General features: G+C 64.0%; 13 protein-coding genes and 1 CRISPR repeat array (1 of these 14 only partly in view). Of the genes, 3 read left to right on the forward strand and 10 right to left on the reverse strand.

The annotated features are described in order from the left end of the window. Nucleotides 1–5,125: a CRISPR direct-repeat array (repeat unit 37 nt; unit sequence CCCTCAACGAAGGTTCCGCGACCGAAGTCGCGGAAGG) (it extends 1,079 nt beyond the left edge of the window). 185 nt (nt 5,126–5,310) lie between these two features. The 7 genes from cas2 to GH2_RS14680 form a co-directional block, all read right to left on the reverse strand. Beyond that, nucleotides 5,311–5,586 (reverse strand): CRISPR-associated endonuclease Cas2, encoded by a 276-nt coding sequence (gene cas2, locus GH2_RS14655; protein ID WP_239588984.1) that lies wholly within the window; start codon nt 5,584–5,586, stop codon nt 5,311–5,313. A 20-nt stretch (nt 5,587–5,606) separates the two neighbouring features. Further along, the gene (locus GH2_RS21325; protein WP_084247517.1) at nt 5,607–7,217 is read right to left on the reverse strand and encodes a CRISPR-associated endonuclease Cas4/Cas1; all 1,611 of its coding nucleotides are present in this window, start codon (nt 7,215–7,217) and stop codon (nt 5,607–5,609) included. A gap of 7 nt (nt 7,218–7,224) precedes the next feature. Beyond that, nucleotides 7,225–8,265 (reverse strand): hypothetical protein, encoded by a 1,041-nt coding sequence (locus tag GH2_RS21635; RefSeq protein ID WP_157086099.1) that lies wholly within the window; start codon nt 8,263–8,265, stop codon nt 7,225–7,227. After that, nucleotides 8,262–11,006, reverse strand: a complete 2,745-nt coding sequence (gene cas3g, locus GH2_RS21330) for a type I-G CRISPR-associated helicase/endonuclease Cas3g (protein WP_169802461.1) — start codon at nt 11,004–11,006, stop codon at nt 8,262–8,264. The genes GH2_RS21635 and cas3g overlap by 4 nt, the downstream gene beginning before the upstream one ends. Before the next feature lie 5 nt (nt 11,007–11,011). Continuing rightward, nucleotides 11,012–12,595, reverse strand: a complete 1,584-nt coding sequence (csb2, locus tag GH2_RS21335; RefSeq protein WP_169802462.1) for a type I-G CRISPR-associated protein Csb2 — start codon at nt 12,593–12,595, stop codon at nt 11,012–11,014. After that, nucleotides 12,570–13,775, reverse strand: coding sequence for a type I-G CRISPR-associated RAMP protein Csb1/Cas7g (cas7g, locus tag GH2_RS14675; protein ID WP_066169615.1), 1,206 nt, complete (start codon nt 13,773–13,775; stop codon nt 12,570–12,572). Before cas7g ends, csb2 begins: the two co-directional genes overlap by 26 nt. A gap of 313 nt (nt 13,776–14,088) precedes the next feature. Then, nucleotides 14,089–14,868: an IclR family transcriptional regulator gene (locus tag GH2_RS14680; protein ID WP_066169480.1), complete on the reverse strand. Its 780-nt coding sequence runs from the start codon at nt 14,866–14,868 to the stop codon at nt 14,089–14,091. Between the two features lie 157 nt (nt 14,869–15,025). On the opposite strand from GH2_RS14680, the gene GH2_RS14685 reads away from it, so the two are divergent. Continuing rightward, nucleotides 15,026–16,300, forward strand: a complete 1,275-nt coding sequence (locus GH2_RS14685; RefSeq protein ID WP_174545349.1) for a DUF6986 family protein — start codon at nt 15,026–15,028, stop codon at nt 16,298–16,300. A gap of 71 nt (nt 16,301–16,371) precedes the next feature. After that, entirely contained in the window at nt 16,372–17,196 is an 825-nt protein-coding gene (locus tag GH2_RS14690) for a bifunctional allantoicase/(S)-ureidoglycine aminohydrolase (RefSeq protein ID WP_066169482.1), read from the forward strand. A gap of 153 nt (nt 17,197–17,349) precedes the next feature. Here GH2_RS14690 and GH2_RS14695 read toward each other — a convergent pair whose 3' ends face one another. Beyond that, a complete protein-coding gene (locus GH2_RS14695) occupies nt 17,350–18,072 on the reverse strand; it encodes an aspartate/glutamate racemase family protein (RefSeq protein ID WP_066169484.1) in 723 nt (240 codons plus the stop codon). Nucleotides 18,073–18,116: 44 nt separating this feature from the next. After that, nucleotides 18,117–19,652 carry an NCS1 family nucleobase:cation symporter-1 gene (locus GH2_RS14700; RefSeq protein WP_084247508.1) on the reverse strand — a complete coding sequence of 512 codons (1,536 nt, stop codon included), beginning with the start codon at nt 19,650–19,652 and terminating at the stop codon, nt 18,117–18,119. A gap of 296 nt (nt 19,653–19,948) precedes the next feature. On the opposite strand from GH2_RS14700, the gene allB reads away from it, so the two are divergent. Continuing rightward, nucleotides 19,949–21,352, forward strand: coding sequence for an allantoinase AllB (allB, locus tag GH2_RS14705; protein ID WP_239588985.1), 1,404 nt, complete (start codon nt 19,949–19,951; stop codon nt 21,350–21,352). Nucleotides 21,353–21,516: 164 nt separating this feature from the next. Here the strand turns inward: allB and thiD are convergent, their stop codons facing one another. Then, nucleotides 21,517–22,305, reverse strand: a complete 789-nt coding sequence (gene thiD / locus GH2_RS14710) for a bifunctional hydroxymethylpyrimidine kinase/phosphomethylpyrimidine kinase (RefSeq protein ID WP_066169485.1) — start codon at nt 22,303–22,305, stop codon at nt 21,517–21,519. Nucleotides 22,306–22,333 lie beyond the last annotated feature (28 nt).

Genomic DNA, 22,333 nt, shown 5'->3' on the forward strand with positions numbered 1-22,333 from the left:
GTCTCAGCCAAGGACAGGCTCGACACCGCGATCCTGGACCCTCAACGAAGGTTCCGCGACCGAAGTCGCGGAAGGCTGGCGCGAAGTGGGCGGCGGCCTTGTGTTTGTTCCCTCAACGAAGGTTCCGCGACCGAAGTCGCGGAAGGCGGTCACGCGGTCGTGTCGGGCGCTGATGCCGTTCGCGGTCCCTCAACGAAGGTTCCGCGACCGAAGTCGCGGAAGGTTTATTCTCACACACATTGAGAGTGCCTACTACCAACCCTCAACGAAGGTTCCGCGACCGAAGTCGCGGAAGGTCCAGCAGCAGCTCGGCGTGACCGGCGCGCCGTACGGCCCTCAACGAAGGTTCCGCGACCGAAGTCGCGGAAGGAGCGACGGCAGTCTGGTGTGCCTGGTCGCGAACGCTTCCTCCCTCAACGAAGGTTCCGCGACCGAAGTCGCGGAAGGCCGCGGCCAGTGAAGGATCATTACCTTTCAGGATCCCTCAACGAAGGTTCCGCGACCGAAGTCGCGGAAGGACCCACGACGGACCCGGCCGCGCCAGGCTGCACCGCGCCCTCAACGAAGGTTCCGCGACCGAAGTCGCGGAAGGTGAAGAACGTTTCCGAGGTCGGCCCGGTGCTCGCCCTCAACGAAGGTTCCGCGACCGAAGTCGCGGAAGGCGCATCCAGACGGGCACGCCTGGGCGAGAGAAATTCCTCCCTCAACGAAGGTTCCGCGACCGAAGTCGCGGAAGGGTGCAGGGCAAGGCGTTCGACGCCTACGTCTCGGATCGCCCTCAACGAAGGTTCCGCGACCGAAGTCGCGGAAGGCCGGTCCACGAATCCGCGTATTCGACGGCAACATCAACCTCCCTCAACGAAGGTTCCGCGACCGAAGTCGCGGAAGGTTCGTGCTTCGCTGCGAGCTGGGATAGCGGTTCCAGCCCTCAACGAAGGTTCCGCGACCGAAGTCGCGGAAGGCGCTGTGGGACGGCCTGTTTCAGGTTCACGCCAAGTCCGCCCTCAACGAAGGTTCCGCGACCGAAGTCGCGGAAGGCCTCGATGACGTACGGGGGATAAGGCGTGTCGATCACCCTCAACGAAGGTTCCGCGACCGAAGTCGCGGAAGGCCCATCTCCACATTCGTGCCATCAGGCAAAGTCCCCGCACCCTCAACGAAGGTTCCGCGACCGAAGTCGCGGAAGGCCGACACGTGACGATCCTGATGCCCGCGGCGACCTCCACCCTCAACGAAGGTTCCGCGACCGAAGTCGCGGAAGGCCGACTCCGATACCGACGCGCACTCGATCTTGGTGCGCGACCCTCAACGAAGGTTCCGCGACCGAAGTCGCGGAAGGTAGCCATAAACCCAGCAAGATCAGGCCACGTCACCCCTCAACGAAGGTTCCGCGACCGAAGTCGCGGAAGGGTCGACGACGAGGGCAACCACCTACGGTTCACGCTCCCTCAACGAAGGTTCCGCGACCGAAGTCGCGGAAGGCAATCGAGAAGCTCGACGCGGTGCGTGTGCGGGGCGCACCCTCAACGAAGGTTCCGCGACCGAAGTCGCGGAAGGCGGAGTCCTTCGCGGCCGCGGCTTCCGCTGCAGCGCCCTCAACGAAGGTTCCGCGACCGAAGTCGCGGAAGGTGGAGTGGAGAACTGCCACACCCGGACGATGCTGAGAGCCCTCAACGAAGGTTCCGCGACCGAAGTCGCGGAAGGCCAGGTGCGACGGGCCGCGGATATCGCGAGTTGGTCCCTCAACGAAGGTTCCGCGACCGAAGTCGCGGAAGGCAAAGCGTCGCATTGAGGCAGGTGCAGCATGATCGACCCTCAACGAAGGTTCCGCGACCGAAGTCGCGGAAGGACCGCCATCGTCAGCACGTACTGGGCCAGCCAGAAACTCCCCTCAACGAAGGTTCCGCGACCGAAGTCGCGGAAGGCTGGTTTGACGATGCGGGCCTGCTTGGTTTGGACGTTGACCCTCAACGAAGGTTCCGCGACCGAAGTCGCGGAAGGGCGAAGACGTCACGTGGGACGAGATCGAAGCAGCGCCCTCAACGAAGGTTCCGCGACCGAAGTCGCGGAAGGCCGTGGGGCGATGCACCATGCGCGGATGAGTTGGAGGCCCTCAACGAAGGTTCCGCGACCGAAGTCGCGGAAGGCGTCGGGTTCGTCGGTGGTGGCTGGTGCCTTGACTGCCCCCTCAACGAAGGTTCCGCGACCGAAGTCGCGGAAGGGAGAGATCGAGGCCGGTCACGGTGAGTGCGGTCATGTCTGGCCCTCAACGAAGGTTCCGCGACCGAAGTCGCGGAAGGCTGGTCGTGATGATGCTGCTCGCGTGGATCGCACACAACCCTCAACGAAGGTTCCGCGACCGAAGTCGCGGAAGGAGTCGCCGAGGTAGAGGCGGATGTCGCCGGTCTCGTACCCTCAACGAAGGTTCCGCGACCGAAGTCGCGGAAGGGCCGAGTCGGAGGACTGCGATCTCATCGAGTCCCGCACCCGCCCTCAACGAAGGTTCCGCGACCGAAGTCGCGGAAGGAGCGCGAACCCGCTGTAGAACAGGAACGACTCAAGGACCCTCAACGAAGGTTCCGCGACCGAAGTCGCGGAAGGCTCCGCCCATAGGAGTTCGTAGCGGCGTGCCTGGATTTCCCCTCAACGAAGGTTCCGCGACCGAAGTCGCGGAAGGGCAGGTGCAAGAAGTCGGGCTCATCGGTGACGAGCTTCCCTCAACGAAGGTTCCGCGACCGAAGTCGCGGAAGGTCGATCCGCGGGTTCGTCTTGTCGACAGGCCCGATCCGCCCTCAACGAAGGTTCCGCGACCGAAGTCGCGGAAGGAGCACGCATCCACCCCGACCTCGGCGAACGCGCCGTCCCCTCAACGAAGGTTCCGCGACCGAAGTCGCGGAAGGGTCGGTGACGCTCTCGGGCATCGGGTTCGACTTAGCCCCCCTCAACGAAGGTTCCGCGACCGAAGTCGCGGAAGGCCAAGACAATCAACGCCTAGGTGATCGTAAAACTTGGCCCCTCAACGAAGGTTCCGCGACCGAAGTCGCGGAAGGTGGAACGTACCCGAGTACTCACTCTGGGTGATGACCCCTCAACGAAGGTTCCGCGACCGAAGTCGCGGAAGGCCTCGTCGACTTCGTCCGCGCCGCACTGGCGGGCGGCGCCCTCAACGAAGGTTCCGCGACCGAAGTCGCGGAAGGGTCTTCGCGATTGTCCTTGAATGTTGCAGCAGTCAGCCCTCAACGAAGGTTCCGCGACCGAAGTCGCGGAAGGTTCTTCATCAGTTCGAGCGACGCGGCCGGATCGAGTCCCACCCTCAACGAAGGTTCCGCGACCGAAGTCGCGGAAGGCTGTTCTTTCGTTGAGGACGCGCAACGCTTCTTCGAGCTTCCCTCAACGAAGGTTCCGCGACCGAAGTCGCGGAAGGTCGACCCGCTAGCGTCTGCGGTCAGACCCCGCACGAACCCTCAACGAAGGTTCCGCGACCGAAGTCGCGGAAGGCCCGCCCGCCGGAACACCCACCCCGAGCAGGATGAGGCCCTCAACGAAGGTTCCGCGACCGAAGTCGCGGAAGGCCGCCACGAGACCGCGGGAAGCGTCACCGAGTTTCCATTCACCCTCAACGAAGGTTCCGCGACCGAAGTCGCGGAAGGTTCGAACCAATAACCGCTCGTTATCTTTCGGCGGGTGTCCCCTCAACGAAGGTTCCGCGACCGAAGTCGCGGAAGGCATTCCCGAACTGTATTTGACCGAGACGGCACCGCTGCCCCTCAACGAAGGTTCCGCGACCGAAGTCGCGGAAGGCGGACTCGAGTCGCAGTTCGGGGTCAAGGCGTCCACCCCTCAACGAAGGTTCCGCGACCGAAATCGCGGAAGGGAGTACGTCACTAGGCGCACTAGACTCGCTTCACACCCTCAACGAAGGTTCCGCGACCGAAGTCGCGGAAGGGCGAAGGAACCACTGTGACCGACGTCGATTATCTCGACCGCCCTCAACGAAGGTTCCGCGACCGAAGTCGCGGAAGGGCCGTACCGCAACCACCTGAACTTTGGTGGCGGCAACCCTCAACGAAGGTTCCGCGACCGAAGTCGCGGAAGGCGCTTGGCGGCGGCGGAGCAACGGTGTCAAGGACCCTCAACGAAGGTTCCGCGACCGAAGTCGCGGAAGGCGACCGCCATTCCGGCCACCCTTCGCGCCACTATTCACCCCTCAACGAAGGTTCCGCGACCGAAGTCGCGGAAGGCGTGATCCGGTGGATGTTTTGGTGGATGATGAGCCCCCTCAACGAAGGTTCCGCGACCGAAGTCGCGGAAGGCCGAACAAGTGGATCGCAGTACCGCCAAGTAAACTAGACCCTCAACGAAGGTTCCGCGACCGAAGTCGCGGAAGGGCAAAGACTCGCGGGCGCTGGCGTCGGAAGTCCTGCCCTCAACGAAGGTTCCGCGACCGAAGTCGCGGAAGGCGCCGGAGACACCGCTGCCAGGCAATGCACCGACCACCCTCAACGAAGGTTCCGCGACCGAAGTCGCGGAAGGGGGATGCCGCGGTCCGCGAGCTGGTTCAGCTCCATCGCCCCTCAACGAAGGTTCCGCGACCGAAGTCGCGGAAGGAAGGAGCCCTTGTGACCGGCGTCGATTATCTCGACCGCCCTCAACGAAGGTTCCGCGACCGAAGTCGCGGAAGGCCGCTAGGCCGGGTTCCGCTCCTGACCCCACACCAACCCTCCCTCAACGAAGGTTCCGCGACCGAAGTCGCGGAAGGTTCGTCTCACTGTCGCTGGCGTGACCCGTCTCGGCCCTCAACGAAGGTTCCGCGACCGAAGTCGCGGAAGGTTGAGCGTCGTTGTGCGTCGGTTAACGATATCCTCCCTCAACGAAGGTTCCGCGACCGAAGTCGCGGAAGGACGAATGCTTCGAGGTCTCCGAGCGTCATTCCGCCCCCTCAACGAAGGTTCCGCGACCGAAGTCGCGGAAGGGTTACCGGCGGCGGCAAGCCGCGTCCATTTGCGGAGGCTCCCTCAACGAAGGTTCCGCGACCGAAGTCGCGGAAGGCGGCGTCCGGTCGACGGGTACCGCGTACTGATTGCGGAACCCTCAACGAAGGTTCCGCGACCGAAGTCGCGGAAGGTGCCCCCAGAATACACAAGCTCTGACCTGCACTTTCCATGGCCTTCGCGAGCGGTACCCGCGGACACGCCAGGCGGCTGCCGTCTCGAAACCGCGAATCAGCGCGAGTTAGGTCTGACCAGGCGTTTCCCAACGCGAGACGTGGCCGTGACTTGCCAATGTGTTCGGCGCTCTCGCGACGTCCTGTCACACGATGAACTCGATCTCGTCCGGAGTCGGCCTGCGACGGCCGAGGAAGCTCAAAACGGGGTCTCTACCACCACTACTGAGACCAACGACGCAGAACAGAACTGAGTCAGTTTGCGCATCGATCGTCTTAGCGACCTCGCGACGCAACCTCACTTCCCCGGCTGCGGTCAGGTCGATCAGGAATACGCTGTACTGAATACGGTCGCCGTACGACTGGAGCACCTTGGCGAGCTTCGTTCTGCGGAGGTCATCGACGATGTCGTACGCAACCAACAGCCTTCTCGTAGACGGAGTCATCGCGTCCGAATCCCGGTGTACTCGTCACGCGTTCCATCAAGAATTCCCAGAACCATACGCGCCTGGACTTCGATCGCGCGCCGCCAAGAAATTTTGTACTTGAATATCGGATGAGTGAACTCGTGCCCAATTCTCCGCTCAAACTCGGAGGTCAAGGCCTTCCGCCCCGAGACCCGCAATCGAGTCGATCCCGCGACTTCGGAGAAGTCGACCCCCGTCAGTAGTCCGTTATTGATAGCCGAAAGTACCGCAGAATCCGCAATGACTGGGCGAAACTGCTCCATGAGGTCCAGCGCGAAGGCCGGTTTATTGCGGCTTGAAGAATGAACGAAACCTGCGTGCGGATCCAGTCCTGCCGCGCAAATTGCCCGAATGCAATCCGCGACGAGCAGTCCGTAAGCATAATTGAGTGCCACATTCAGCGGGTCACTTGCTCCCCTCCCAGAACGCCCTTTCCAACGTTCGAGGAAGACTCGATCGGCCGAATCAGACACCATCGAGGGAAAATTTTCAAAGTAGACAGACGCCGCTTCGCCCTCAAACCCGAAGATCTCGGGGATGCTCGATGCCGTCGCGATCTGTTTGCTAATCGTCCGCATCCGACCGACATCGGCTTTGAGATCGATTCTCGTTCCACGCCGAAGTTGCGTGGCCTGGTTCGAGACCTTGGTAGCCATCAGTTCTCGCGCAAGGGCAAGGTCCCCAGTGTATGCCCGGACATGCTGCATCAGTCGCGGGTACCCGTTTGGCGACTTCGACGAACGCGCATGTCCCACCACGCGGCCGCTGCTTGAACACCACACAATTCCGTATCCACGCCAGAGGATCTCGCGAATCAAAGCGGACGAGATGTCGACGTTGCCGTGAACCACCAACCCGACCACTCGCTCCAAAGGCACGGACGTCGATTCTTCTCTCGCCTTGTGCACAACGACTCGGCCGGCTTTGATAGATGCGCGACTCCCAGGCGTTGTCAGATGAAGGACATCACCCGCTGGATCGCCAACGGCGATGCGCCGCACGCGAACCAACTCTTGCGCCACATGCTCGTCAGGCAGACACACGCCGACATGGGAGCAGAAACGACACCGCGGGTCATCGACCAGGGGTTTCGGAGCCTCTGCGGCTTCGACGATCTCACGCGTCCGCGCCACCCAGGCATGTGCGTCCTCAAAATCAGAAGGGCTGAGCGGCACGTGCACCGACCGCCGGTGATTTGTGAAATAGACGCGTTGATCGTCGACCTGCGTGCCGGCAGCCTCCAGACAAATCCGTTGAAGTGCCAATTGAACAATATTCGCGTCAGTCACTTCTGGTACCCGCCGAAGTGGCGTTGCCTTGTACTCCACGATCGCGGTACCAGCATCGTCAGCCTCAAGAACGTCGCACTTTCCTATGAGACCGAGTCCATCGTGCGATATGTCAACGGATCGACTCACGCCTTCGGTCGATACGGCCGAATCCACCCTCGCGTGTGCGTGCAGTCCCGCCTCGATCTGCGCGCTGTCAACGCGCTCACCGACCGCCTCGATCCACGCTCGTCGCGCACAGAAGACCGTATGCGCGACGAGGCTGATCGGAATTGCATTTGACTCCGGGTCGCTCATGACTGTGTCATCTGCCTCGCCCGAGAAGCGGAACCACACGGCCGGCGAGGACTTGCCGTTCCGGTGCGCTACTGCTTCCAGCCTTCTTGATCGGGAATCGCACCAATGCCCGAACTCCCTGCGTCGTCAGCCTGTCGTACGCTGCCTGTCGACGAAGATCCCCTGATTGGTTTGCACCTTCCTCACCGAATGCAGCTTCAGCCAGATCCTGCGATCGCAAGATACGACGAACTTTCGCCGGTGACGTGGGAATCGTAAAAACCGGCAACACCATCTCGGTCGGATGAAACCTATTGTGCGGGCCTGCCGCAGGCGTCACTGCAAGTCCGCGCACACGCGGGTAGAGGGCGAAACTCGCGATGCCCCACAAGGCGCACCAGGCAACTGCGTCGTCAACGGAACCCGGTGGAACCAGTCCAGTCCCAGTACGGGAATCCGGCCCAGCCTTCGAATCATTCAAAGCCTCGCCGTTGAGTCCCCGCGCGATCTCGTCTGCCGCACGGTTTGACACGGATGCAGCTAACAGAGCCAGCCGATTACGGGTGAAGTCTTCCCCACGGTTGCGGGTCTTCATCTCCCATCGAGACGCACCTTCGTCGTATCGAGCATCCTTGTCCCCAAACTGCCAGTAGGCGGGTTCACCAATACTTTGCAGCATCATCGCGTCGAGCCACGTCTGATTGACCGATTGATCGAGTGCTGATCGCCTCGCCGAATAGAGATTGATCCACGAATGTGGGCTGCCCGGTGCCGCAATGCGTGGGCTGAACAATCCGATCTCAACTGTCTTGCCGGACCCTGCGAGATCATGTCGTTGTTGAACCCACGATCCAGGATCTGCGTGGGCTAGTGCGTGCGCTAGAACCAGTTCAGGAAGTTCCGAACTCGCTGCTCCTGGCGCGAAGAGCACCATTCGCGGCGACGAGTCGTCCGACCACCTGAGCCGCACATCTCTAATCCCCCAGTCCTCGAGTAGTGACGCCGCTCCGAACGCCGCGAAATGCGTGAGCGCGTGCTCGATGCCGCCACCGAAGACGAACTCAGTCATGACCCCTCCTTCGACACCGCGCAGTCAGCGGCTCTGACGATCGCTTCCAAATAGGCACACGACCAAACGCCCCACGTGCGGTCCGTCACCGTGATGAGTTCGTCCCACCCGCCCTCGTCGAACAGTGTGACGGCTGTGGACAACAGGTCCGCGAACTCACCTCCGAGCAATTGTTCCGACTGGTGCACGAACGCATCTCGGCCACGACCGTGGCTGGTGCCGACGAGGCGAAGAATCAGATCTCGATCATCACGAGATCTATTCTCGAGCTTCGCTTTCGCCACGACGACCGACAACTGCTCGTGTCGCCACCCGAGAGGCAACGAACTGCGTCGCGTTCGGCGACCGGGCTCATCAGCCGTACGGTCGCCACTCTTCGCCAGGACTTCCTCGCCCTCTGCGTGTCCAAGAATCGCTTGAAAATCGGGGTGTGCCTTCCCATCGTCATGGAATAGACCTGCCGTGTGCAGAACATCCAGCGCAGTTGACGGTAAGCCGATCAGCTCGCCGAGGTGACGTGACGACTCTGCGACAGCCCGACTGTGGACCGACAGCGCGACCTTCTTTCCGGTCCATTTCTGTCGGTGATCTTCGTCGGCGACAATTGAGTCGTCGGTCCGAACTACCAACCACTCGAGGAACTCTCGTTCGTCGTCAGGAAGCCGCGGTGTGATGACTTGCAACGACTGCCCCTGCTGGTCAGCACGAATCACTGGGTCGAACTCTTCCAAGTACTCGAGCGCCGCGGCTTGCTCTGCCACTGCGATGTCGTCACGGCTTGCCTCTGGCAGCCTTCGAGTGGCTTCTCTCGTACTCCGGAGAATCCTGGTGAGTTCCCGCAACTGAGCATCATCACCTTGCGCCCGGCTACGGACTAGAACTGCGTCCCCTTGCGTCACGGTGCGCGCCGGCGCTCCGTCAGCGCTGACGATCATTCCCTGATCGACGATCGGATGAACCGAGTCGAGGACGAAGAGATCACCGGGCCGAATGTCGACAGCAGGATGGAACAAGTCCGCGAGTGATGAAGTCCCGTCTCGAACAATAATCGCCCGTGCAAAGCGGTCACCAGACGAACGTACGACGTCCTCAAGGACATCCCTTCCCACTGGAAGTGAGACTGGGAAGATCTCATCTGCTGTGACGGGCGTTGCCGTCACCAGTTGCAGCGCCGCGATATCGCTGACCGGCAGCCCTTCCCGCAGCACTATTCCGACAGTCGGCGCGTCATCGTCCAGATCTTCGCGAAGCCAGAACGCGAGATCGCAATCCGCGACGGTCTTCTCCGAAGTATGAGCGAGCCGGAACGTGTCCCCGCGCTCCAGCCTCGACAACACTGGTCGTGAACGAGCACCTGCCGGGACGGGATTTCTAACCTGTCCGACGTAAGCAATTCCATCGGAATCTGCGGCCAGCGCCTGCACCCATCGATAGGCTGCGGAAATCTCCTCGGCAGCATAAGGCCCCGTACGGCTGGTCGGTTCCGAATCCGGCACCACGATCACGCACATGCCGTGATCACGCAGCCCCCGGCGATTCACGCGTCCCGCCCGCTGCACCAACGACGGACCGGGCGCAAGTTCAGTGACCATCGCGGCGAAGTCGACGTCTACTCCGACTTCGAGTGTTTGCGTTGCCACGATTACGCGAACTCCGTCGTCGCCTTCGACGGTGAACGCTCCCGGATGCGCGTCCCGCGCTGCCTTGAGATCGAGTGGCCGCATCGGTCCTACCCACATCAGGACTGCGGCGTCTCCGAGTTCCTTGGCGAGGATGCGACCTACTTCACGCGCAGTGAACACCGAATTGACGATGCAGCCGACCGTCGCGTCACGATGTTGCTCAACCTGCTCACTGACGAGTCCAGCGATGATCCCGGCGTACTTACGTGACGGTCGACGTGCCCCCGGCCAGTCCGCAGTCGCACGCAGCACCACAGGTTTTGGTTTCTGCAGTCGCGACGCAATGACGGGATCAGCGAAGTCTTCGTCGGTCACACTGACCACCTGTCCCCGGTCCTCGAGGTCGGGCGTGGCCGTCGTCGCGACGACTTGGAGAACAGGAACCCCGATCTTCGTCGGTTCAACCAATTGTCCGATCCGCTTCGCGGAAAACAGCAGTTGCTGACTCAGGTGAGCCTCATCCACGACAAGTACGTTGTCGAACGCCAGCAGACCAGCTTCTCGTGGTCTCGCATACCGCGACGACCCGTATCCGTTGAACAGGATACGACTCCCCCACATGTCCGGCGTCGCACAGATGACCGCACAGGCCGATGGATCGTCGATCCAAGACGAGTCGGTAGGGAGTCCCCCGCGGATGGTCGAGACCACAAGCGGAGGATCAGACTCGCGGACATTCTCCCCCGGTGATTCGACGATTGGCCGAAACTGCAGTCGACGAAGTCCATCTGCGACGAGGCGCGGCGTTCCCTGCACGGCGTCCGACATCAACTTCTGCTGAATCAACTGCGCATGATCCACGTGTGCGTCAACGATCGCCCGTCGGTTCACGACCACCGATAGCCGACGCGGGACACGTGGACCTTCGCCCCAACCGAAGAGCGCATTAGCGAAGACGTGCACATCGACGACGTTCGATTTCCCAGTTCCGGTCGGAGCCGCAATGGTGTCCGGCCACCGGCCATTGTCGATCACTGAAGCCAGTAGCCGTTCTTGCCAGGCGAACGGCTCGTAGCCGTTGACCTCACGAATGAAGTCGCGAAATGCGCTGGCAGTCAAGATAGTCACTCCTTGACTCCCCATGCTGATGCGATCGCTGCCGGGAGATCCAGGGGAACGAGCAGCCCACCGCCGAGGTGACGGCTTTGGCCGATCGCAACCAATGACTGGGGTGGGATCAGATCTCCTGAAGTGATCGACAGGCGATACGGCTGAACGACGACTCCTCGCGGTGCCTTGTGGACATATTTGCCGACGTCGACGCCGGCAATCAGCGAGGTGTTCAATGGCTTCACTGATCGCGCAGCGACTGCGTCGACGATCGCGGCATATCGGTCGGCGCCGCGGTGCGCGGGGGCTATCGAGAGCTGATCTCTAAAGACGAACCCGACGGAGAGCAATGCCGAGTCCGCCAGTGACCAATCGCGTGACTTCTGACGACGCGTTTCCGGCACCACCGCTGGAAGTGCAGCCCACGTCCGTACGTGGCCGGGTTCGACGGGCTTCCAGAAATCCATTGTCGACAGGTGCACAGGCTGCCCAAGGCTGACCGCCCCAGCGCCGCCCCGATACAGCCGACGCAGTGCGGTCACAGCTGGAAGCACTCCGTCCAGTGCTTCCGCACCAGGAATGAGAATTGCTATTCCCGCGCCGAGCTGTGGATGGTTCGTCTGATCCATCACTTCTCGCGACAGCACCTGAACCGCAACTCTATTCGCGGGCTGCACCGCTCCCGCTTGATACCGGCCAGTCACGACCGGTGTCGCGTCATCACCCAGTGCCGCGACGAGTGCGCGATGCATTGCCACCGACCACCCCAAGCACTCCTCCGGCGGTATCTCCGTAGTCAGCGGAAAGAAGATCATTTCCGACCACGGCGCGCTCGACACAGGCGGCGACGCAATGATGGGCTCGTACCCGAGTTCAACGGCACGGTGATGGCTGATCGCGGGCGGGGTCGGCAGTTCGCTACCGGTCCACCGGTCCGCACTCTGGGTCGGCGCCTTCACAGGATTCGCACGCCGATACAGATCGTCCAGTTCCTGGAGACGCCCACCTCTTGGCACACTCAGTTTCAACGCAACCGGATCAAACGGACCAGCGGCGTGGTTTCTCCGGTGGGTCGGTGCAATCTCGCCGACTTCCAACACCACAGGAGAATCACCCTCGCCAAGGCACGGGACATCGGCACACAGTGAATCGAGCTCGAGCGCAACATCGTCGGGCATCGAAGTCCAGCCCCAACCGAGCGCTCCCCGCAACGCGGTCGAATCGACGACTGTCCGTGGCGTCTTACGACGAATCGGCGACTTCTTGACGTTCTCTACCACTCCCTCGTCTCGGTAGGCGAAAGCTTTGTCTACGCCGAGCCCGTTCTCCACGACGTCAGGCAATTCGACGAACTCAGGCGGATTGTCCTCCAACCATTCGAGTGCTCGTGTCGCGTCGCTCGTCCTACACAAGGCACCCGCTTCAACAAGCGCCGTCGTGCCGTCGCCTGCGGCACTGACCAACGCTGCGTGAAGCCGCAGCGGGGAGGGCAGGAGGTCGTACTGTCCGGCACCGATGTGACCGCGATACACGCCGGAGGGGAACCGAGCGCGGATGCCTCTGACGGACATCTCACGCCTCGCCATCGTCGGATGCATCGGCATTCGTGGTGATCACGTCATTGCCCGTCACCTCGAAGACCTGCCCGTCCCACCGGATGCCGGCAGCTGTCCGAGCGTTGACGATCGCGTCCGACAGCAAGCCGTCCGCGGCTTCCACCGTCAACGGGGCGAGGGATCGACTACGGCCGTGACGCTCGTCGATCTCGACCGCTGTCTCGCCGACCTCGCGCAGGTTGCAATTGGCGCGAATGTCGAGAGCCGCATCGGCGCGAGCCAGCCCAGCGAGGGCATACGCAGCCAGAAGTGCGCGGCAAGCGGCATCGCCCTGCGGACCGCTTCCGAACCGCAATTGGCGCAGGGCACTGAACGACAACACGTGGGAGCGGATGATCCGACGGCAAGCGACCAGACCGAGACCGTTCAGGGCGGGCGGGATCGCTCCGAGACCGATTGTCGACGCCGACGTTCTACCGCTCTTCGATGCCTTGATCTCGCCTTCGATCTTGCTGACCAGATTGGGCGAGAGTTCGTCGCGTTGATCTTCGAGCAGCCCCTTCAACTGCTGGCCCGTCAGACGCACACTTGCCGCAATCGGATCGACACGAGCACCGCCCCGTTTGGCAACGTTTGTGCCATTTGGCCCCTGATCTGCGAGCACGCCGATGATCTCTCCGGTCAGCGCGCTGCGGTAGCGCCCCTGCCGAGACTTCCGCGTCGAGTCCCACCCACCGAGTACGAGTGCGGTCGGCGCCAGCTCCAGAATCGGTCGGACATCCGCTGTCGTCGCATTCCGCGCCGCGAGGTAGTGAGGATGCTTCGTGACTGACACCCCATCGACGCTGCCCGCGCGGATGTGCCCGTCGTACAGTCGGTGCGGCAACGTGTAGTCATACTCCCGGTTGCCATTCCCGTACGTCACCGCGATGCGCGGGGTCTGCGAGAGCGGCGCCACCCCGTCAGCGATCGCCCATGCGATCTGCTCCTCCGCCCGGTTGAGTTGGGACCCTTTCGAGTCAACCATCACCGTGGTTTGAGCCTCGCCGTCGACATAGCGTGTCTCAAAGGCATAGGCGGCGTCGCGGCCCGTCACGAATCGCGCCGGCGCAATCCCGCCATGACTGCCTTCCGCCGGCGCGAGCTCGGTGACCGAGGTGAGGGTGGCAGCGCCGCCCGCGGTGCAGCCGGCGATCAACGAGTCCAAGCTGAGTGCATCCATCGAATCCTCCATGTTTGAGCGTTTTGTCAGTAGTAGTCGTTATGGTGCTTCCCAACCCACCGTAGCCAGGACCTCGCAGGGCTACAATGGTCCAAACAGATGGAGATCTGATCAAGCTTGGGCGCAATTACCAGAACGAACTAGATACCGTTCAGTGATAGAATCAGCGAGGACGGAGGGTTCCAGGCACCGCAACACCCCGAGAACCCTCCGTCCGCTCAATGAAGGGCCGCCCGCAGCGGGCGGACAGCGCCACACCGAACGCGCAGTAGCCTGAACGAACCAGACCTCAACGAAGCGCGCTCCACCGAATCTACGCTTCCCGCGCCCCGATCAGCGCATCCGAAATGACGCCGGTCGCCCGACCCAACGCCACGACCGCGCGTTGCAACACGTCTTCAGTCATGCGTGAGGTAGGACCGGAGATCCCGACGGCCATCGGCGTCGGAGCACCGGGGATCGCCATGGCGACGCACCGCACGCCGATCTCCTGCTCCTGATCATCCACCGCGTAGCCGTTGGCCCGCACCTTCTCCACTTCGGCGAACGCACCCGACAACGACGTCACGCTGTGTTCAGTGGTCGCAGGAAACCCGGCCTGCGAAACGAGTTTCACGATCCGAGCGTCGTCGAGCTCCGACAGCACGGCCTTGCCCACACCCGAATTGTGCAGGTTGACTCGCCTACCGACCTCATTGTTGGTCCGCATGGTGTGCGGCGACGGCACCTGCGCGGTGTAGATGGCCATGTCGCCGTCCAGGACGGCGAGACTGGCCGTCTCCGACAGTTCGGCGACCAGCGACTCGAGCACCGGCCCGGCGACCGCACCCAATTGGCGATTGGCGACCTCGCCCAGCCGGATCAACCGAGGCCCGAGCGCGTACCTCTTGTTCGGCAGTTGGCGGACGTACCCGATCCCGACCAGGGTGCGCAGCAACCGATGGATGGTCGGCGGCGGCAGCGGCGACTCGGTCGCCAAGTGAGTCAGCGAGCACTCACCGCCCGCCCGGCCGATGAGTTCCATCAACTCGAAAGCGCGCTCGACCGACTGCACGCCACCACCGGCGTTCGACCCACGAGTGCTTCCAGGCATTCCATCTCCTCCGACGACTCCTTCGAGCCTATCTTCCACAATGCGGAATCAACAGCGTCACCACTGCGCAAGAATCCTTGTGTCGACGACGATCTTCTCGTAAACTCCACGATGCGGAATTATAATTCCGCAAATCGACAGACCACCGGGAGGATTCATGATCAGCGGCCACCTCGACGAGAGCTTCCTGGCACACGTCGACGAACAGCTCGCCGACGCCGATGCCGCGCTCGCGCGCCGCTACCCCGGCGACGACGGCCGCCGCCAACCGATCCACACCGTCTACGTCTCCGCCGACCGCTACACCCCCGACCTCCCCCAGCAGTGGGGCGCCACCGCACTCGAGACCGCACGCGAGGCAGGCGGTCTCGACGCCGTCGCCGCTCTCGTCGGCCTGGGCGGCTCCCCCGATTCCGCACCCGAGCGACTCGCCGAGCTCGTCGCCGCCAAACTGACCGCCGAACCCATCGAGGACCTGCGCCTCGATTTCGAGGACGGATACGGCAACCGAGGAGACGACGTCGAGGACGCGCACGTCCACGCTGCGTCCGCCGCGGTTCGTTCGGCCGTGGCGGCAGGCATCGTACCGCCGTTCATCGGCATCCGCTTCAAGTGCTTCGAAGCCCCGGTCCGCCGTCGCGGCCTCCGCACGCTCGACGGGTTCATCGGCGGCCTCCTGGACGGTGGGACGCTGCCGGACGGTCTCACGCTGACGCTGCCGAAAGTCACCTCGGTGGCACAGGTCGAGACGATGGTCGAGGTCGCCGCAGCCCTGGAACGGATCCACGACCTGCCTGCCGGTCGCATCGGCTTCGAGGTCCAGGTCGAGACGCCGCAGGCGATTCTCGCCGCCGACGGCACCGCGCCGGTCGCGCGGTTGATCCACGCAGGCGACGGCCGCGTCACCTCCCTGCACTACGGCACCTACGACTACTCCGCGTCGCTCGGCATCGCCGCCGCCTACCAGTCCATGGAACATCCCGCCGCCGACCACGCCAAGAACGTCATGCAGCTCGCCGTCGCGGGAACCGGCGTCCACATGTCCGACGGCTCCACCAACATTCTGCCGATCGGCGACAACGTGGAACCCGCCTGGCAGCTGCACGCCCGACTGGTGCGACGACACCTGGAACGCGGCATCTACCAGGGCTGGGACATGCATCCGGCGCAGCTGGTGACCCGCTTCCTCGCGACCTACGCCTTCTACCGCGACGGCTTCGCTCCCGCCGCCACTCGACTGCGCAACTACATGCACCGCGTCGACTCGGCGATCATGGACGAGCCCGCGACCGCGAAGGCCCTGGCCGGATTCATCAACCGCGGCGCCGTCTGCGGCGCATTGCCTACCGCGGACGTCGAAGCCGCCACCGATCTGCCGATCCAGACCGTCCGCGACGTCGCGTTCGGCCGCCAGACCAGCCCACTCGTCTGACTCGGCCCCGGAACCCGCTAACCACGGGGTTCTCGCCCATGAGACCTGCCCAGCCCCACAAAGGAGAACCAATGACCGCACCGCAGAAGGCGACGTACTACACGCCCCGAGGCGGCCTGCCGCCGCAGACCGACCTGCTGACCGACCGCGCCATCGTCACCGAGGCGTACACCGTCATCCCGCGCGGCGTCTTCTCCGACATCGTGACCTCGGTGTTCCCCGAGTGGACCGACACCCGCGGCTGGATCATCAACCGGCCCGTCGCCGGCGGAGCCACCACCTTCTTCCAGGCGATCATGGAAGTGAAGCCGGGCGGCGGCGCGGAGCGCCCCGAACCGCAGGCCGAGGTGGAGGGCTTCCTCTTCGTCACCTCCGGTGCGCTGACGGTCGCGGCCGACGGCCAGACCCAGACCCTCACCGAAGGCGGCTTCGCGTACCTCCCGGCGGGCACCATCTGGTCGGCTCGCAACGACGGCGACGCGGACGTCAGTTTCGTGTGGATCCGCAAGCGATACGAAGCCATCGAGGGCCACACGCCGTCGGTCAAGTTCGGAAACGAGCAGGAGATCGAGCCGAACGCGATGCCCGACACCAACGGGGCATGGCGCACCACCCGCATGCTCGACCCGCAGGACCTCGCCTACGACATGCACGTCAACGTCGTCACCTTTGAGCCGGGCGCCAGCATTCCGTTCGCCGAGACCCACGTGATGGAACACGGCTTGCTGATGCTCGAGGGCAAGGCCGTCTACCACCTCAACGGCGACTGGGTGGAGGTCCAGGAGGGCGACTACCTCTCGCTGCGCGCCTTCTGCCCGCAGGCCTGCTACGCGGGCGGTCCGTCGAACTTCCGCTACCTGCTCTACAAGGACGTCAACCGCCAGATCATGCTCTGATCTCCGCTCCTCAAGCTCCGCCCGGCGCGCGCCTCCCCGACCGCGCGTCGGGCGGTTTCCACGTCCGCGGGCGGGTGTCGATCGCTCGGCGACGAAGACGACCGATACCGGGCACCTGGGAGGTGGTGTCCGGCATCGGCGGGGAAGATCGGGTCAGAACTGGAAGGGCCAGCCGATGACCTTCTTCTGACGCGGCGTCGCATACGTGCGAACCTTCGACGTCGACAGTCCCATCCGCACCAGCCCCTCCGCCACAGTGACGGCGGCGCGCACGCCGTCGACGATCGGCACCCCGGTCGCGGCCTTCACCTTGTCCTCCAACTCGGCCATGCCACCGCAGCCCAGGCAGATCACCTCGGCGTGATCACGGTCGACGGCCTCGCGCGACTGCGCGACGATGGCCTCCACCGCACGCTCGGGGTCGGATTCCAGTTCCAGCACACCCAGGCCCGACGCGCGCACGGACGCGCAACGCGAATCCAGCCCGGCGAGTTTCAACCGGTCCTCGATCAGCGGGACGGTGCGATCCAGCGTGGTGACCACCGAGTACTTGTGGCCGAGGTACATCGCCGTGGACGCTGCCGCCTCGGTGATGTCGACGACCGGCACGTCCAGGAGCTCCTGCAACCCCTCGCGTCCGTGCTCGCCGTAACCGGCCTGAATCACCGCGTCGAACTCGCCGTCGTACGAGGTGATCGCGTCCATGACGGCGATCGCCGCAAGGTAGCTCTCGAAGTTGCCCTCGCACGAGTCGGCGCCGAATCGCGGGGTGATGCCGACGATCTCCGTACCCGGCGAGGCCGCCGAGCGCGCCGACTCGGCGATCGCGTCGGTCATCGACGCAGTGGTGTTGACATTGGCGACGAGAATCCGCATGGGTCCCTCCCCTTCCTGGGGTGTCTTGAGATGAACGGGCGAGATCAGTGCGTGCTGACGACGGCGATGGCCTCGCCCGAGACGTCGTTGAACTGACGGTGGCGGTCGGCCACCAGCAGGTAGACGACGGCGCCCAGGCCCGCGCCGATGAACCACGAGTACTCGGCGACCACGCCGAAGGCAGGCACGAAAGCCATCAGGAGCGCGGCACCGGCGGTCGGCACGAACGCCGCGACGGCTCGCAGGTTGACGCCGTTCTGGTAGAAGTACTCGCCGTCCGGGCTCTCGGTGAACAGCGCCGGAACGTTGATCTTCTGCCGACGGGTGATCCAGTAGTCGGCCATCACGATGCCGAACAGCGGGCCGAGCAGCGCGCCGAGACCGCCGAGGAAGTAGGTGATCACCGCGGGCGTGTTGTAGAGGTTCCACGGCAGGATGACCAGACCGATGACCGCTGACACCAGGGCCGAGCGACGGAAGTTGAGCTTCTTCGGGAACAGATTGCACAGGGCGTAGATCGGCGCGACGAAGTTCGCCATCATGTTGACCGCGACGGTGAGGATCAGCAGGGCGAGGCAGGCCAGGACCAGCAGCAACGTGTTCGGGACGGTCTCGACGATGTCGGACGGCGACTCGATGATGCGGCCGTCGACCCGGAACTGCGCACCGGCGAGGACGATGACGATGCCGCCGAAGAGCAGCATGTTCAGCGGGATGCCGAAGAAGTTGCCGCGCACGATCGATCCCTTGGACTTCGCATTGCGCGTGAAGTCGCAGAAGTTGAGGACGAAGGTGCCGTAGATCGCGACCCAGAGGCTGGCGCCGCCGATGATCTTGGCCCACATCTCGCCGCCCGACACGGTGTCCGGGGTGCTCCACGCGATGGTCCAGTCCGCCTCGCTGAGCATCCACACCGCCAACGCCACCATGGTGATGAGAATGATGGGACCGGCGAAGGCCTCATACTTGCGGATCATCTCCATGCCGTAGCTGACGATGATCACCTGGACGATCCACAGCGTCACGAACGAGATCCAGCCGAGCGTCGAGAGGCCGAGGACGTTGTTGGTGTCCCAACTCGCCGACGACGGGATCAGCGCGACGATCATGATGCGGAGCACCACCGAGGCGAGGTAGGTCTGGATGCCGAACCACGCGATGGCGACGGCGCCGCGGACCAGGGCGGGGACCTGCGCACCGCGAATGCCGAACGAGATGCGGCTCATGACCGGGAACGGCACGCCGGTCTTCTCGCCCATGAATCCGGACAGGTTGAGCAGCAGGAACAGGAAGACGCCGCCGAGGCCGAGCGCGACCAGGATCTGCCAGCCGCCGAGTCCGAGGGCGAACAGACCGATCGCGAAAGCGTAGTTGCCGAGGCTGTGGACGTCGTTCGCCCACAGCGTGAAGATGTTGTACGAATGCCACCGGCGACCTTCGCGCTTGGTGGGGGCGAGATCGCCGTTGTACAGCGCGGGGCTCACGCCGTCCGGCAACTGCTCGGTTCCGGCGGTGGTGGGCGACGAAGCAGGACCGGCGGGCCGGGCGTCCTCGATTACTCCGGAGGATTCGGTGGTCATAGTAGGGCTTTCACGTCGTCGCGGAGGACCTTGCCGCCAACCGCGCCATTCCACTATGCGGAATTATTATTCCGTGGGTGTGATTATTTACGCCTACCCGCCGGTCACATGTCAACCCCTACCGGACAACTCCGCATAACTCGACACCCTCACAACACCGTCGATCACCACCGAGAACCCCGACCGATGGCCGCCAGATTCCACAAAACAGATTCCAAATTCCACTATGAGGAATTACCCTGGGGTATCGTCGTACCAAACCCCTTCCGATCATCCCGCCCGAGGAGCCACCGCACATGAGCAATGTCCCGGAGAGCACCGAGAACGACACCGCCGCAGCAGCACCGTCCGACGCCGCCGCGACGGCCCCCTTCGACCTCGTGCTCCGCGGCGAGCAGATGCTGACCACCGCAGGCATCGTCGCCCGTGAGATCGGCATCCGCGACGGCCGCGTCACCGCCATCGAGCCGCTGGGCAGCGGACTGCAGGGCGCCGAGATCATCGAACTCGAGCCGCACCAGGTGATGATCCCCGGCCTGGTCGACACCCACGTGCACGTCAACGAGCCCGGTCGCACCGAGTGGGAGGGCTTCGAGTCGGCTACCAAGGCCGCCGCCGCGGGCGGCGTCACCACGCTGATCGACATGCCGCTCAACTCGATCCCGTCGACGGTCACCGTCGAAGCCCTCAACATCAAGCGCGCCGCCGCAAAGGGCAAGACGCACATCGACGTCGGGTTCTGGGGTGGCGCCGTCCCCGGCAACGAGGACGACCTCCGCGGTCTCCACGACGAAGGCGTCTTCGGCTTCAAGTGCTTCCTCCTCCACTCGGGCGTCGACGAGTTCCCGCACCTGACCGCGGACGAGATGGAAGCCGACATGGCCGAGCTCGCGAAGTTCGACTCGTTGATGATCGTGCATGCCGAGGACTCGCGTGCGATCGACCATGCGCCCACCGCCGAAGGCAATCAGTACGCCAACTTCCTCGCCTCACGCCCGCGCGGCGCCGAGAACGTCGCCGTCGCCGAGGTGATCGAGCGCGCCCGCTGGACCGGTGCCCGCGCCCACATCCTGCACCTGTCGTCGTCCGACGCGCTGCCGATGATCGCCACCGCACGGCGCGACGGCGTCAAGATCACCGTCGAGACCTGCCCGCACTACCTGACGCTGCTGGCCGAGGAGATCCCGAACGGCGCGACCGCCTTCAAGTGCTGCCCGCCGATCCGCGAGGCGTCGAACCGCGAGCTGCTCTGGCAGGGTCTGCTCGACGGCACCATCGACTGCATCGTCTCCGACCACTCGCCGTCGACCGTCGACCTCAAAGACGTCGAGAACGGCGACTTCGGCGTCGCGTGGGGCGGCGTCGCCTCGCTGCAGCTGGGACTGTCGTTGATCTGGACCGAGGCCAAGCGTCGCGGCATCGACCTCCCGCAGGTGATGCAGTGGATGTCGGCCAAGCCTGCCGAGCTCGCCGGACTGACCCACAAGGGGCGCATCGCCCTCGGCTACGACGCCGACTTCTCGATCTTCGAACCCGACTCGGCGCAGGTCATCGACGTGCACCAGCTCCACCACAAGAACCCGATCAGCCCCTACGACGGCCGCGCCCTCGCCGGCGTGGTCCAGGGAACCTGGCTGCGCGGCCAGAAGATCGATTTCACGACTCCCCTCGGCCGCATGCTGCGCCGCGGAGACGTCTGACCAGACCTCACCTTGTCACGGGCGATCCCACCATCCCGGGATCGCCAGTATCGGTCAGACACACAAGCGAGCGGCACTCGCGGGGCACCACCTCGCGAGTGCCGTTTTGCGTTGCGGTGCCGAACTGCCTCGAGCCGGCCGCACCGCTGCGCGTCAACCGCAGCTCAGCCCTGGCGCACCGCCGCGAACGGCAGATTGCCCGTCACTCGCGCTGCGATGGCGGCGGCAGTGAAGTCTTTCGCTCGCGCGGCGGCATCGGCTACTGATGCCCCCTTCGCCAACTCGGCCGTCACCGCGGCCGCGAGGGTGCACCCGGCGCCGGAGACGCGCTCGGACCCGATCTTCGGCGTCCGCAGGACGGTGACGTCGGCGCCGTCGTAGAGAACATCGACGGCGTCGTCGCCGGGGAGTTCCACGCCGCCCTTGGCCAGGACGTACTGCGGACCGAGATCGTGGATGCGGCGGGCCGCCTCGACGAGGTCGTCGACCGTCTCGATCGCCGCCATGCCGGACAGCGTGGTGGCCTCGAACAGATTCGGCGTCACGACCGTCGCCTGCGGCAGCACCTGCGCGCGCAGCGCGGTGTCGGTGTCGAGCGCGGCGCCCGGCTCCTGCCCCTTGCAGATCAACACCGGATCCAGGACCACGTGCCGCCACGACTGCTGCTTGAGCGCATCGGCCACGACGTCGATGGTCGCGGGGGTGCCGAGCATGCCGATCTTGACGACGTCGAGTCGGTACGCCGAGGTCGCGGCCTCGATCTGGTCGGCGATCACCTGCGGATCCACCGGCACGAACCGATGGTTCCACCCGTGGTTCGGATCGAACGACACGATGCAGGTGATGGTGCCGAGCCCGAAGGCGCCGAGTTCCTGAAAGGTCTTCAGGTCCGTCTGGATTCCAGCACCCCCGGTCGCTTCGGATCCGGCGATGACATATGCGAAGTCAACCACGGTGACGAACCTACCGGTTCGCGCGCGC

Source organism: Gordonia hydrophobica NBRC 16057 (assembly GCF_001592365.1).
Taxonomy (GTDB): domain Bacteria; phylum Actinomycetota; class Actinomycetes; order Mycobacteriales; family Mycobacteriaceae; genus Gordonia; species Gordonia hydrophobica.